Annotated in this window: 8 protein-coding genes and 1 pseudogene; 4 read left to right on the forward strand and 5 right to left on the reverse strand. The window is 66.9% G+C overall.

Going from position 1 to position 14,437, the window contains the following annotated elements:
- Positions 1–18: 18 nt before the first annotated feature.
- The 4 genes and pseudogenes from WS92_RS03465 to WS92_RS03475 all read left to right on the forward strand — a co-directional run.
- Positions 19–903: an alpha/beta fold hydrolase gene (locus WS92_RS03465; RefSeq protein ID WP_059933601.1), complete on the forward strand. Its 885-nt coding sequence runs from the start codon at positions 19–21 to the stop codon at positions 901–903.
- Complete coding sequence (locus tag WS92_RS36305; RefSeq protein WP_231755975.1) at positions 827–1,615, forward strand: alpha/beta hydrolase fold domain-containing protein; 789 nt, start codon at positions 827–829, stop codon at positions 1,613–1,615. Before WS92_RS03465 ends, WS92_RS36305 begins: the two co-directional genes overlap by 77 nt.
- Positions 1,597–7,497 carry an excinuclease ABC subunit UvrA gene (gene uvrA, locus WS92_RS03470; protein ID WP_059933598.1) on the forward strand — a complete coding sequence of 1,967 codons (5,901 nt, stop codon included), beginning with the start codon at positions 1,597–1,599 and terminating at the stop codon, positions 7,495–7,497. The genes WS92_RS36305 and uvrA overlap by 19 nt, the downstream gene beginning before the upstream one ends.
- 11 nt (positions 7,498–7,508) lie before the next feature.
- Positions 7,509–8,030 (forward strand): annotated as a pseudogene (locus WS92_RS03475) (porin); the annotation flags it as partial.
- Between the two features lie 43 nt (positions 8,031–8,073).
- Here WS92_RS03475 and WS92_RS03480 read toward each other — a convergent pair.
- The 5 genes from WS92_RS03480 to WS92_RS03500 form a co-directional block, all read right to left on the reverse strand.
- Positions 8,074–9,342: an MFS transporter gene (locus WS92_RS03480; RefSeq protein WP_015602695.1), complete on the reverse strand. Its 1,269-nt coding sequence runs from the start codon at positions 9,340–9,342 to the stop codon at positions 8,074–8,076.
- A gap of 56 nt (positions 9,343–9,398) precedes the next feature.
- Positions 9,399–10,265: an alpha/beta fold hydrolase gene (locus WS92_RS03485; protein ID WP_015604149.1), complete on the reverse strand. Its 867-nt coding sequence runs from the start codon at positions 10,263–10,265 to the stop codon at positions 9,399–9,401.
- 225 nt (positions 10,266–10,490) lie between these two features.
- Positions 10,491–11,975, reverse strand: a complete 1,485-nt coding sequence (locus tag WS92_RS03490) for a catalase (RefSeq protein ID WP_059933596.1) — start codon at positions 11,973–11,975, stop codon at positions 10,491–10,493.
- A 94-nt stretch (positions 11,976–12,069) separates the two neighbouring features.
- Positions 12,070–13,464 carry a pyridoxal phosphate-dependent decarboxylase family protein gene (locus WS92_RS03495; protein ID WP_059933593.1) on the reverse strand — a complete coding sequence of 465 codons (1,395 nt, stop codon included), beginning with the start codon at positions 13,462–13,464 and terminating at the stop codon, positions 12,070–12,072.
- Positions 13,465–13,531: 67 nt separating this feature from the next.
- Positions 13,532–14,431, reverse strand: a complete 900-nt coding sequence (locus WS92_RS03500) for an iron-containing redox enzyme family protein (RefSeq protein WP_059933590.1) — start codon at positions 14,429–14,431, stop codon at positions 13,532–13,534.
- Between the last annotated feature and the right edge of the window lie 6 nt (positions 14,432–14,437).

The following is a 14,437-nucleotide window of genomic DNA, read 5'->3' on the forward strand; positions in this document are numbered from 1 at the left end:
TTGCTACGGAAAATCGATATGTCCGCTCAACTTCCGCCGCCATCGGCCAACTCCCAAGGCTTCACCCACCAATATGTGCGCATCGATGGTCAGCGCGTGCATTGTGTGATCGCCGGCGCCGGTACCCCTGTCCTGCTGATTCCAGGGTGGCCGCAGACCTGGTACGCGTGGCGCCATGTCATGCAGGCGCTCGCAGCGCATGGCTTCATGGCTGTTGCTGTCGATCCGCCAGGCACCGGCTATTCCGACCGGCCGCATGTCGGCTATGACACCGGTCACACGGCCGCCACCTTGCATCGCGTGATGACGCTGCTCGGCTTCGACGTCTACCAGGTGGCGGGTCACGACGTCGGCATGTGGGTGGCCTATGCGTTGGCCAGCGATCGACCCGAGGCGGTGACGGCGCTCGCGCTCACCGAGGCGGTGATTCCCGGGCTGGCCCCCGCGCCGCCGATCTTCGTCCCGCCGGAAGAAAACATCTTCCTCTGGCATTTCATGTTCAATCAGCTCGCCGACTTGCCCGAGACGCTGATTGCCGGGCGTGAACGCGCCTATCTGGAGTTCATGTTCAACCGCTGGTCGTTCCGGCGCGATTGTGTGGCTGTCGATGTTTATGTCGACGCCTATGCGGCTCCGGGTGGTTTGCGCGGCGGTTTTTCCTATTACCGTGCCATTCCGGAGACGGTCCGCCAGAATCGGGAGCGTGCGAAGCGCAAGCTGACGATGCCGGTGCTCGCCATCGGCGCCGAACATGCCACCTGCGACGCGCCGCTGGTCACCATGCGCGATAACGCCACGGATTTGCAGGGCGCGGTCGTACCCGATTGTGGTCACTTCATCATGGAAGAGGCGCCCGACGCCTTTATCGGGCATCTGTTGCCCTTCCTGGAACGGCGCCGCTGAACATGCGCCGATCGACGCCAACATTGCCACGCTGCTGGAGCTCGACCCTGCGCGCATCGACGTCGGCGGCGACAGCGCGGGAGGGAACCTCGCGGCGGCGGCCTGCCTGGTCGCCCGGGAGCAGGGCGGTCCGCCGATCGCGCATCAGTTGTTGCTGTACCCGCCGCTGGATGCGTCGATGAACACGGAGTCCTATCGGACTTATGAGCAAGGCTACTACCTCGCGCAGGAGGTCATGCGGTATTGCTTCGATATGTACCTGGCCGATCAGGCCGAGGGCGGCTCGCCTTGCGTGTCGCCGCTACGGGCGGCTTCGCGCGAGGGGTTGCCGCCAGTCACGTTGCCGGCGTGCGAATACGATCCGTTGCGCGACGAAGCGCCAAGCGTATGCGCAGCGATTGCGGCAAGCCGGCGTGCCGGTCGATCTCGCCGTGCTGCCCGGGATGGTCCATGCCTGCATTCATATGTGCGTCGTGCGCCCGTTGCCGCCAGGCGCCGCCCCAAGGCGGCCGCCCGTTCCGCACGGCATCGGTCTGAGATAGTCATGGAAAGCTGTATAAATATCCAGTATAGTACTCGTCGAAATCGAGCCGCACCGGTGCCCGCGCAGCAATGCGTGCGCCGGGCCTGCGAGCCTCCCGCAGCCTTTCGGCGCCGCGAACTCTGGCTAACTCATTCAGACGGGCAGACAAATTGTCATCCAGCAATCTGATCCGCATTCGCGGAGCACGTCAGCACAATCTCAAGCATATCGATCTCGATCTGCGCACCGGCGAAATGACGGTCGTCACCGGCCCGTCGGGCTCCGGCAAGTCGAGTCTCGTGTTCGACACCCTGTACGCGGAGGGCCAGCGGCGCTACGTCGAGACGTTCAGCGCGTATGCGCGGCAGTTTCTCGATCGGATGGACCGGCCGCAGGTGGACCGCGTCGACGGCGTGCCGCCCGCGATCGCGATCGACCAGACCAATCCGGTCCGCAGTTCGCGCTCGACCGTCGGCACGATGACCGAGCTCAACGATCACCTGAAGCTCCTGTACGCGCGCGCGGCGGAACTGTTCGACCGCAAGACCGCGCGGCCGGTGCGGCACGACACGCCTGAGACGATCTATGCGGACCTCTTCGCGCGCACGGCGGATCACGATCCGCGGCTCGCGGTCACGTTCGCCGTCGAGTTGCCGGAAACCGCGAGCGACGAGGAAGTCGAGCAGTGGCTGTCGGCGAGCGGCTATACGCGGGTGCAGGCGCGGCGCGAAATCGCGTCGCCCACCGGGCCGCGCAAGGTGCTCGACGTGGTGGCCGACCGCTTTCGTCTGCGTCAGGTCGACAAGGCGCGCGCGATCGAGGCGATCGAAGCGTCGTTGAAGCGCGGCGGCGGGCGGGTGAGCGTCTACGTGCTCGCGCAGGTGCCGGAGAACGCGAGCGACACGGCCGCACAGTCTCAGGTATGGCGATACTCCACCGGGCTCCATGACCCCGACAGCGATCTGCGCTACGCGGATCCGCAGGCGGCGCTGTTCTCCTTCAACTCGGCGTACGGCGCGTGCGAAACCTGCCGCGGCTTTGGCCGCGTGATCGGCGTCGATCTCGGCCTCGTGATTCCCGACGCGCGCAAGACGCTGCGCGGCGGCGCGATCAAGCCGATGCAGACGCCCGCCTGGAAGGAATGCCAGGACGACCTGATGCGCCATGCGGCGCAGGCGGGCATCCGGCGCGATACGCCGTGGGCCGAGCTGTCGGACGAAGAGCGGGACTGGGTCGTCACCGGCTCGCCGGACTGGAACGGCAAGTGGCAGAGCCAGTGGTACGGCGTGAAGCGCTTCTTCGGCTACCTCGAATCGAAAGCGTACAAGATGCATATCCGCGTGCTGCTGTCGAAATACCGCAGCTACACGCCTTGCGAGGTGTGCGGCGGCGCGCGCCTGAAGACGGAAGCGCTGCTGTGGCGGCTCGGCACGAAGGCGAACGCCGACGCGGTGCTCGCGAGCGCCGATCGCTTCATGCCGCGCGGCGTCGACTGGACCCGCGCGCAGCTCGAAGCGCTGCCGGGCCTGACGGTGCACGACCTGATGCTGCTGCCGATCGAGCGCATTCGCCGCTTCTTCGACGACATCAGCCTGCCGAGCGCGCTGCTCGACGATGCGCTGAAGCTGCTGCTCGCCGAGGTGCGCACGCGGCTGAAGTATCTGTGCGACGTGGGGCTCGGCTATCTGACGCTCGACCGGCAGAGCCGCACGCTGTCGGGCGGCGAGGTGCAGCGGATCAACCTGACGACGGCGCTCGGCACGTCGCTCACGAAGACGCTCTTCGTGCTCGACGAGCCGAGCATCGGGCTGCATCCGCGCGACCTGAACCGGATCGTCGAGGCGATGCAGCGCCTGCGCGACGCGGGCAATACGCTCGTCGTCGTCGAACACGATCCGTCGGTGATGCTCGCGGCCGACCGGCTGATCGACATGGGCCCCGGCCCGGGTGAGCGCGGCGGCACGATCGTCTACGACGGCACGCCCGGCGACATCCGCTCGGCCCAGACGCTGACGGGCGAGTATCTCGGCGGCCGCAAGCACGTCGCGCACGCGTCGCACTGGTCGCGCCGGCCCGTGGACGCGCACACGCCGCGCATCGTGCTCGAGGGCGCGAGCGAGCACAATCTGCGCGACGTGACGGTCGAGATTCCGTTGCGGCGGCTCGTTTGCTTGACCGGCGTGTCGGGTTCCGGCAAATCGACGCTGTTGCAGGACGTGCTCTATCCGGCGATGGCGCGGCACTTCGGCAAGGCCACCGAGTCGCCGGGCGCGTACCGCCGCCTCGCGGGCGCGGAGCAGGTGAGCGATGTCGTGTTCGTCGACCAGTCGCCGATCGGCAAGACCACGCGCTCGAATCCGGCGAGCTATGTCGGCGCGTTCGACGAGATCCGCAAGCTGTTCGCGAAGGCGCCGCTCGCGCTGCAACGCGGCTACGGCGCGGGCACGTTCAGCTTCAACTCGGGCGACGGCCGCTGCCCGACGTGCGGCGGCTCCGGCTTCGAGCACATCGAGATGCAGTTCCTGAGCGACGTCTACCTGCGCTGCCCGGACTGCGACGGCCGGCGCTACCGGGCCGAGATTCTCGAAGTGCGGATCGAGCGCGGCGGCCGCGCGCTCAGCGTTGCCGACGTGCTCGATCTCACCGTCAGCGAGGCCGCGGCGTGCTTCGCCGCCGACGCCGAGGTGTTGCGCGTGCTGCAGCCGATCGTCGACGTCGGGCTCGAGTACGTGAAGCTCGGCCAGCCGGTGCCGACGCTGTCGGGCGGCGAAGCGCAGCGCCTGAAACTGGCGGGCTTTCTCGCCGAATCCGCGAAAACCGGCGGCGTGCGCCGGACTGACGCGAGACAGGCGCGCACCGCGCGTCTTTTCATGTTCGACGAGCCGACCACGGGGCTGCACTTCGACGACATCGCGAAGCTGATGCAGGCGTTCGGCAAGCTGCTTGCGGCAGGCCATTCGCTGATCGTGATCGAGCACAATCTCGACGTGATCCGCGCGGCCGACTGGCTGATCGACCTCGGCCCTGAAGGCGGCGACGGCGGCGGCCTCGTGCTATGCGCGGGCACGCCCGACGAAGTGAAAGCCTGCGCCGGCTCGCATACCGGCGCGGCGCTGTTGCACTACGACCGCGCGCCGGGGGCGCAGGCCGAGCCCGCCGGGCAGGGCGTGCCGTTGCAGGCCGTGTTGAACGCGGCGCGGGCGCGGCGGGCGATCGAAGGCGAGGACGTCGTGCGGATCGTCAACGCGCGCGAACACAACCTGAAGGCGCTCGACGTCGACATTCCGCACGGCAAGTTCAACGTGGTGACTGGCGTGTCCGGCTCCGGCAAGTCGACGCTCGCATTCGACATCCTCTTTCACGAAGGCCAGCGCCGCTACCTCGAATCGCTGAACGCGTACGCGCGCTCGATCGTGCAGCCGGCGGGGCGACCGGAAGTCGATGCGGTGTACGGCATTCCGCCGACGGTGGCGATCGAGCAGCGGCTGTCGCGCGGCGGCCGCAAGAGCACGGTCGCGACGACGTCCGAAGTGTGGCACTTCCTGCGGCTGCTGTACGTGAAGCTCGGCCTTCAGCATTGCATCCATGACGGCACGCCGGTGACGTCGCAAACCGTCGAATCGATCGCCGCGCAGTTGCTGCGCGATCACCGCGGCGAGCACGTCGGGCTGCTCGCGCCGCTCGTCGTCAACCGCAAGGGCGTGTATACGGATCTCGCGAAGTGGGCGAAGGCGCGCGGCAACACGCATCTGCGCGTCGACGGCGAATTCGTGACGGTGGACCCGTGGCCGAAGATCGACCGCTTCCGCGAGCATACGATCGAGCTGCCGGTGGCCGACCTCGTCGTGTCGCCGGACAACGAGGCCGAGCTGAGACAGCGTCTGAACGAGGCGCTCGAGCTCGGCAAGGGCGTGATGCATCTGCTCGCGCCGCTCGACGGCCTGCATCACGCGATGGCCAACCGTCTTTCCACCGCTCGCGTCGGCGCGGTCAAGGTGCTGTCGGTGAAGCGCGCGTGCCCGGTGTGCGGCACGAGCTACCCGGAGCTGGACCCGCGGATGTTCTCGTACAACAGCAAGCATGGCTGGTGCACGGCCTGCGTGGGCACCGGCCTCGCGCTCACGCGCGAGCAGCGCGCGGCGTACGACGACACGGTGCTTGCCGAAGACGGCCGCGGCCGCGAGCAGACGCTGCCCTCCGACGAGCAGGAACCGGAGGGCGTCGGCGACGCGCCGTGCCCGGATTGCGGCGGCACGCGTCTGAATCCGTCCGCGCGCGCGGTGACCTTCGACGGCCATTCGATCGTCGACGTCGCGCAATGGACCGTATCGGATACGCGCCGCTGGATCGACGGCCTGCGGCTCGCGGGGCGGGACGCGCAGATCGCGCGCGACATCGTCGGCGAAATCGGCAGCCGCCTCGCGTTTCTCGAGGAAGTCGGGCTCGGCTACCTGAGCCTCGATCGCGCGGCGCCGAGCCTGTCGGGCGGCGAAGCGCAACGCATCCGGCTTGCGGCGCAACTGGGCAGCAACCTGCAGGGTGTCTGCTACGTGCTCGACGAGCCGACGATCGGCCTGCATCCGCGCGATAACCAGATCCTGCTGAACGCGCTGCGCAAGCTCGGCGACAAGGGCAATACGCTCGTCGTCGTCGAGCACGACGAAGACACGATTCGCCGCGCCGATCACATCATCGACATCGGCCCGGGCGCCGGCAAGCGCGGCGGCACGCTGGTCGCGCAGGGCGGGGTGGCGGATCTGTCCGCGCAGTCCGAGTCGGTGACGGGGCGCCTGCTCGCCCAACCGATGACGCATCCGCTGCAGACGCGCCGCGGCGTGAATCCGCCTGGCAAGAAGAACGGGCCAGCGGTGCCGCAGACCTGGCTGACGGTGCACGGCGCAAGGCTGCATAACCTGCGCGACGTCACGGTCGGCATTCCGCTCGCGCGGCTCGTCGCGGTGACGGGCGTGAGCGGCTCGGGCAAATCGACGCTCGCGCGCGATGTGCTGATGACCAACCTGCTCGACGCGGTGGGCCGCTCGGTGCTGTCGTCGCCCGCGACGCGGCGCGCGCGCAAGGCCGCGCAGCAGGAAGCGCCGCAGGCGGGGAATCGCCGCACGAGCGTGCTGGCGCGCAGCGCGCCACGGCCGTCGCTGAACGTCACGCATGCGTGGCAGGGCTGCGAATCGATCAGCGGCTGGGAGCATATCGACCGCGTGCTCGAAGTCGATCAGACGCCGATCGGCAAGACGCCGCGCTCATGCCCGGCGACCTACATCGGCGTGTGGGACACGATCCGCAAGCTGTTCGCGGACACGCTGGAGGCCCGTGCGCGCGGCTACACGGCGTCGCGTTTCTCGTTCAACACCGGCGAAGGGCGTTGCCCTGCGTGCGAAGGGCAAGGCGTGCGCACGATCGGCATGAGCTTCCTGCCCGACGTGAAGGTGCCGTGCGACGTGTGCCACGGGCAACGCTTCAACCCGGAGACGCTCGCGGTGACGTGGCGCGGCCGGAACATCGGCGACGTGCTGACGATGGAGATCGACGAAGCGGTGGAGTTCTTCGCGCCGATCTCGAACATCGCGCACCCGCTGCAACTGATGAAGGACGTCGGCCTCGGTTATCTGACGCTAGGCCAGCCGTCGCCGACCTTGTCCGGCGGCGAGGCGCAGCGCATCAAGCTCGTCACCGAGCTCAGCAAGGTGCGCGACGACATCACGCGGCGCGGCCAGAAAGCGCCGCACACGCTATACGTGCTCGACGAACCGACCGTGGGCCTGCACATGGCGGACGTCGCGAAGCTGATCCGCGTGCTGCACCGGCTCGTGGACGCGGGGCACAGTGTCGTCGTGATCGAGCACGACCTCGACGTGATCGCTGAAGCGGACTGGATCATCGACCTCGGCCCGGAGGGCGGCGCGGGCGGCGGCGCGATCGTGGCGGCCGCGCATCCGGAAGGGCTCGCGCAGGTGAGCGCGAGCCATACGGGGCGCGCGCTCGAACCGGTGCTGGCGCGAACGGGCGCGGACCGGGGCGAGCCTGTGCGAAGCGGTGAGGCGGGAGTCGGTTGAGCAAGGCGCTTCTGATCGGGATGACGGTCGGTCCGCAAACGCACAGCCGATGGGGCCTGCGCGGCAGCGAAGATCTGGGCGGCGGCCTGTCGGCGATCTTCCGCTTCGAGAACGGCTTCGAACTCGGCGACGGGAAACTGCACGTGCAGAACACGCTGTTCAGCCGGCAAGCGTATGTCGGCCTGTCGAGCAACCGGTATGGCTCGCTGACCTTCGGCAACCAATACGCGCCGCTGTACGACACCCTGGGCGACATCTTCGATCCGATGACCGTCGGCGACTACTGGCAGGATAGCTGGATGTACAACGGCATCGGCAACTTCCTGACCGTGCGGAACTCGGTCAAGTACACGTTCTCGTATAACGGCCTCGGCATCGACGCGATCTACGGCTTCGGCAATCACGCCGGCGCAATGGGGTTCGACAGCACGTATGGCGTGGCACTGACTTATGCGCAAGGGCCCGCGTCGGTCGACGCGGGCTTCCAGCAGACCTCGGTATCGTCGTTGAACGGCAGTGCGGTGAACGGCGCGAGTTCTAAGCGCCGGATTGGACGGCCGCGCCGGCCGTCGCGAATCATCCGGCTTCCGGCCGCGTTTCCGGCGTCAGATGCCGGGTCGCCGCCCAGAAGACGAGTGCCGCCGCGCTGATGAGCGCGCCCGCGGTGCACACGCCCAGCCATCCGTATCGCGCGTAGACGAGCGTCGAGCCGATGGAGCCGCTCGCGCAGCCGATAGAATAGCAGATCATGTAGCCGGCGGTCAGGCGGCTGCGCGCGTCCGGCCGAACCCGGTAGATCAGGCTCTGATTCGCCACGTGTACGGATTGCAGCGCGAAGTCGATCGTCACCACGCCGACGACGAGTGCCCACAGCGAACGGTCGAGCAGCGCAACGGGAAGCCACGAAACGAGCATCAGCAGCAGCGCGTAGCCCGTCGTGCGCTGCGCGAAACCTCGATCCGCCAGTCGACCCGCGCGGGCGGCGCCCAGTGCGCCGACGGCGCCCGCCAGACCGAACAGGCCGACTTGCGTATGCGACAGCGAAAACGGCGGCGCGCTGAGCGGCAGCACCATCGGCGTCCAGAGCACTGTGATCGCCGAGAACACGAGCAGCGCGATCGTCGCGCGCACGCGCAGCACGGGCTCTTCGACGAACAGCGTGAACACCGAGCCGATCAGGCGCGGGTAGGGCACGTGCGAGCGGGCCTCGTGCCGGTCCGGCAGCGCGCGGTACAGCAACGCGGCGATCGCGAGCGTCGCGGCGGCCGACACGAAATAGACGGACCGCCAGCCGAACAGGTCGGACAGCGTGCCCGACACCGTTCGCGCGAGCAGGATGCCGATGATGATGCCGCTCGTCACCACGCCGACGATTTGCCCTTGCTCGCTCGGGCGCGCGAGAAACGCGGCGTACGCGACGAGCACCTGCGTGACGACGGCGAGCAGGCCGACGGCGGCCATGCCGATCAACAGGATGGCGCTCGTCGGCGACACGCCGACCGCGACCAGCGCGAGGACCGACAGCAGCGACTGTCCGACGATCAGCCGCCTTCGATTGAGCAGATCGCCGAGCGGCACGATGAGCAGCAGGCCGAAGCCGTAGCCGATCTGCGTGACGGTGACGACGAGGCCGATGGTCGCGGGGCTGATGCCGAACTCGTGCGCCATCGTGTCGAGCAGCGGCTGAGAGTAATAGACGTTGGCGACCGCGAGGCCGCAGGCGAGTGCGAACAGCAGCGCGACGGCGCGGGAGAGCGTGGGCGCGTCGAAGGTCGTCTGGCTCGCGGCGTAGCCGGCGTCGAACTCGCCGGGGGAAGCGCGTAGGGTATCGGTGTCGGGGGGCATCGGTGGCTCCGTTCGAAAAAGGGGGCGTGCAAGCGCGATGCGCGCGCGCATCGGCTTCATGCGGATACGGCGTTTTCCGCAAACCGCTTGATGTGCGCGGCGATTTCCGCGGATTGATCTTCGAGCGCGAAGTGGCCGGTTTCCAGCAGATGGAAGTCGAGCTGCTTCAGATGCCGACGATACGGATGGGCGCCGCTTTCCGGGAACACCACGTCGTGCTTGCCCCATACGATGAGCGTCGGCGGCTGATGGGCCTCGAAGTACGCATGCCATTCCGGATAGCGATCGAGATTGGTCCGGTAGTCGTACAGCAGCGCGAGCATGATCTCCTTGTTGCCCGGCCGCGCGAGCAGCGCGCGCTGCAGCACCCAGTTGTCCGGATTCACGCGCTCGACGTCGGCGACGCCGTGGGTGTAGTTCCATTCGAGCGCTTCGTCGGAGATCGCCGCGTTGCGGATCTTGTCGAAGTTCTCGGGCGAAGGATCGTTCCAGAGCGCGCGCGCGGGCGCCCAGAAATCGTCGGGCAGCCCTTCCTCATACGCATTCGCGTTCTGAATGACGAGAAACGTGACTTTGTCCGGATGCCGGCTTGCGAGACGGAAGCCCACGGGGCCGCCGAAATCCTGCAGATACAGCCCGTAGCGCTCGATGCCGAGCTGAGCCGTGAATGCATCGATCACGTCGGCGAGGCGGTCGAACGTGTACGTGAACGCCCCGACGGACGGCGCGTCGCTGTATCCGAAGCCAGGATAGTCCGGGGCGATCAGATGAAAGCGGTCCTTCAACTGTTCGATGAGATCGCGGTACATGAACGAAGATGCGGGGAAACCGTGCAGGAGCAGAAGCGTCGGATTCTTTCTGTCGCCTGCTTCGCGGTAGAAGATCTTGATGCCGTCGACGATCTGGGTGCGGTAGTACGTCACGAACTTCTCCTATGAACGAATGGCATGCCGGAAGACACGCATGGTTTTAAATTGAAACTACGTGCTTTGTAGCATGTATGGTTTTTATGTGCAACCACAAGGGCATGAGGGAATCTCGGCGTCGAAGCCTCGGAGTTGTCGAAGGCGGCGTGAGAAAGAGGGGGCGGCGAGTGACGCGGCGCGCCGATGCGCGAGGCCGCCGCGTTTACGCCGACATGGCGGCGCTCAGTCTTCGAGATGCGCGGCTTCGGCCTTCACGCGGGCCGCGTCGTCGCCGAGCGCCTGGGCGACAGACGTGCCGTAGGCCGGATCGGCTCGATAGAGAAAGCTCAGGATCGTATAGCGATTGCGCTCGTTCGTGACCTGGCGCAAGTCGCCTGACAGATTCCTGACGAGATGGGCCTTGTCCGTATCGGACAGCGATCGATAGAAGTCGCCCGCCTGCTGGAAGTCCTGTCGCTTGCGGATCGGTTCTTGCCGCGTCGTTCCGGTCAGCGGCAATTGGCTGTAGCGATACTGCGGATCGGCATGCACGTCGCTGAAGTGACTCGGCTCGTAATTGACTTCTCCGCTGCGCGCGCCGTAATCGCCGGCGCCGTTCTGGTTGTAATTGACGACCGGCGCGATCGGCCGGTTGACCGGAAACTGCGAATGATTCGCGCCGAGCCGATAGAGTTGCGTGTCCGAATACGCGAAGATGCGCCCTTGCAGCAGCCGATCCTCCGACGGCTCGATGCCGGGCACGAGGTTCGCGGGCGACAGCGCGACCTGTTCCGTCGCCTCGAAGAAATTGTCGGGAACGCGGTCCAGCGTGAGCGTGCCGATCTTCTGTTCGGGCACGTCGGGCCAGATCTTCGTCGCGTCGAGCGGATCGAAATAGAAGCGGTTCAGCTCGCTGGGCTGCAGCACCTGGATGTACAGATCCCATTGGGGGAACTCGCCCGCGGCAATCGCCCGGTACAGATCGTTGGTCAGATTGTTGAAATCCTTGCCCTGGATGTCGGCCGCTTGATCGATGTCGAGCGTCGCGACGCCTTGCAGGCTCTTCCAGCGAAACTTGACGTACGCATAGCGTCCCTGCGCATCGACGAACTTGTATGCGTGCACGCTGTAGCCGTCCATTTTCCGGTAGCTCGCCGGAATGCCGAGATCCGTGTACAGGCGGGTCAGGATGTGCGTCACCTCGGGAACGTGCGACAGGAAGTCGAATATGCGTTCGGGATCCTGAACGTTGCGAACGGGCGACGGCTTGAAGCTGTGAACGATGTCCGGAAACTTGATCGCGTCGCGAATGAAGAACACCGGCAGATTCAGCCCCACCAGATCCCAGTTCCCCTCGTCCGTGTAGAACTTGGTCGCGAAACCGCGAGGATCGCGCAGCGTTTCGGGCGAGCCGGCCGGATGGATCACCGTGGAGAAGCGCACGAACGCCGGCGTGCGCTTGCCGGGAGCAAACACGGCGGCGCGCGTCAGGTGCGAGATGTCGGCCGTCGCGACGAAATGGCCGTGGACGCCGGTGCCGCGCGCATGCACGACGCGCTCCGGAATCCGTTCGCGATTGAAGCGCTGCAGCTTCTGAACGAGCTGCACGTCCTGCAGCGTATCGGGTCCGGTCGGTCCGGCCGTCTGCGAGTTTCGGTTGTCGCCGACTGGCGCGGCATTGTCGCGGGTCAGCACGGTTTGCCCGGCGCTCAGGGGTTCATTCGACATGTTCGATTCCTTTTGTAAGACGTGTGTGGTGGGGGGTACGGTTGCCCGGCCGAACGGTCACGACGGCCGTTCGGCCTCTCGGGGCGGGAAATGGTCAGTGCAGCGCGTTCAGCGCGTCGCGTAACGACGAAGCGATGCGTTCGATGTCGTCGTCGACGGTGCGCCAGTTCGTGAAGGCGACGCGCAAGCCCCACGTGCCGTCGTAGACGGTGCTCGTGACGAACACGTCGCCGAGATCCCGTATCGCGCGCACGTACGCGTTCACGCGCGCCTCGTCGGGCCGCTCGGCCAGCGTGAAGCACACGACGTTGACGCGCGTCGGCGCGAGGAGCCGCAGGCCCGGCGTCTGCGCGAGCCGTTCGCCGAGCGCCTGAGCGAGCCGGATGTTGCGCGCGACGATTTCCGCATGCCCCGCGCGCCCGTAAGCGGCGAGCGCGAACCATGTCGCCAGCGCGCGCAGCCGGCGCGAGTTCTCCGGCGTCAGATGGACGAAGTCGGGGTTGTCGGTCGGCACGCCGAGATAAGCCGAGCTGTTCTGGAATATGCGTACCTGCAGGTCGCGGCGCCGGGTGAACTGGACGGCCGCGTCGTACGGCACGTTGAGCCACTTGTGCAGATCGATGCAGATCGAATCGGCGGCGTCGAGCCCGTCGACGAGCGCGGCATACTCAGGCACGAGCGCGACGAATGCGCCGAACGCGGCGTCGACGTGCAGCCAGAACGGATAACGCGCCTTCAGCGCGTGGATTGCGCGCAGGTCGTCGAAATCGACGGTGTTGACCGTGCCCGCGCTGGCGACGACGATCGCCGGCTCGCCGTTCAGCGCGGCGAGCGCGGCTTCGAGCGCGGCGACGTCGACCGATTCGCGTCCGGGTTGCGTCGCGATCTTCCGTACCGCGCGGCGCCCGATGCCGAGCACCGACAGCGCCTTGTAGATGCTCGAATGGGGCACGGCCGACAGCACGCGCACGTCGCCGAGCGCGGCGAGCCCTTGTTCGGAGACGTTGACGCGCTTGCGCTCGCCGAGCCATTCGCGGCCCAGTGCGAGGCCCACGAGATTCGACATCGTTGCGCCCGTCACGAAAACGCCTTGCTGCGCGTCGCTCAACCCGAAGAGCTCGCGCAACTGGCCGACGGTCTCGCGCTCCAGATCTGGCGCGGCGCTGTCGATGCCGGCGGTCGGATTCTGGTCGTAGACGCTCGTGAGCCAATCGCCCGCGAGCGACGCGGGCGTTGCCCCGCCCGTGACGAAGCCGAGATAGCGCGGCCCCGGGCTGCCCGAGAAACCGGGCGCCCAGCGTTTCGCGAACTCCGCGAGCGCGCCGTCGAGCCCGATGCCGTCGTCGCGCAGCGGCTGCGGATTGGCGGGGGGCGGCGCGAGCGCGGCGGGACGCGTGTCGAGCGCGGCGAGCGCCGACGTCGCGTGGCGCAGCGTGCGTTCGAGATGTGAATCGATGTCGGCGAGATCGGAGGCGAGAGTTGGATGCATGATGAAGTCGAAGGTTGGAATGGCGTCGTCGTTGGCGACGGGACGAACCGGTTGCGCGTCGGAACGCTCAGTGCAGGCGGCGATCCATCACGTCGCGCGCGCCCGCGTAATACTCCTGCTCGATCTGGAAGCGGACCAGGCAGCCTTCGCAGAGATCGCGAATGACGCGCGGGCTCTTGCGGGCGAGTGGCAGCAGCACCCGCGCGACCAACTGCTTGCCGTGGTTCGCGTCGACGGGCACGTGCAGATCGTGGTAGTAGCGAAACTCTTTCGGCACGTTGTGGCGGTGCATGCCTTTCAGCATCCGCGTGAAGCGGTACGGGACCGTTTGCTCGAGCAGCGTCAGCGCGCCGAGCAGGCGCCCGACGTGCTGGCGGCGCAGCGCATACATCAGCAGCAGATTGCCGTTCTTGAGCGCCGCGACGGGGATGTCCCGGTCGAGATCGAGAGCGCCGAGCTGCGCCTTGAAGAACGGCGCGGCGCGCGTGAACACGCGCGTGTGCATCTCGTCGAGATCGCCGAGACCCATCTCGTCCCAGTAGTTCTCGGCGAGCGCGAGTTTCATGTCGCCGTCCATGCCGAGCTGCGAGAGCGCGATGATGTCGTCGAAGCGGCCGTCCACCTGCGCTTCGAGGCTGACGAACAGCGATAGCTGCGGCAGCGACGCCTGTTCGGCGAGAAAATCGAAGAACGGCGCGACCGCCTTGCGATGCGCGTTGCGCAGCTCGACGTACCATTCCTCGAACTGCTCCGCGTCGGCCGGCACGTCGCCGAGTTCGATTCGGGATGCTTCATAGTTGCTCCATGCCGTTTCGAGCCCCAGGATGCGGGCGTAGTCTTCCGGCAGCGGAACCGTTTCGGGCGCGCTCGGCGGCGCGAGCTCCCTCAGATAGAACGAATTGAGCGCCTGCTGGCCGGCGAGCGTGTTGCAATCGAGCGTGTCGGGGATGATCTGTTGTGTGGTCACGATGAA

Origin of the sequence: Burkholderia sp. MSMB1588 (assembly GCF_001546925.1) — a bacterium.
In the GTDB taxonomy this organism is placed as follows: domain Bacteria; phylum Pseudomonadota; class Gammaproteobacteria; order Burkholderiales; family Burkholderiaceae; genus Burkholderia; species Burkholderia humptydooensis.

Coding starts and splice junctions, on each gene's coding strand:
- WS92_RS03465 (WP_059933601.1), top strand. CDS start 19: ATGTCCGCTCAACTTCCGCCGCCATCGGCCAACTCCCAAGGCTTCACC.
- WS92_RS03480 (WP_015602695.1), bottom strand. CDS start 9,342: ATGCCCCCCGACACCGATACCCTACGCGCTTCCCCCGGCGAGTTCGAC.
- WS92_RS03490 (WP_059933596.1), bottom strand. CDS start 11,975: ATGTCGAATGAACCCCTGAGCGCCGGGCAAACCGTGCTGACCCGCGAC.
- WS92_RS03495 (WP_059933593.1), bottom strand. CDS start 13,464: ATGCATCCAACTCTCGCCTCCGATCTCGCCGACATCGATTCACATCTC.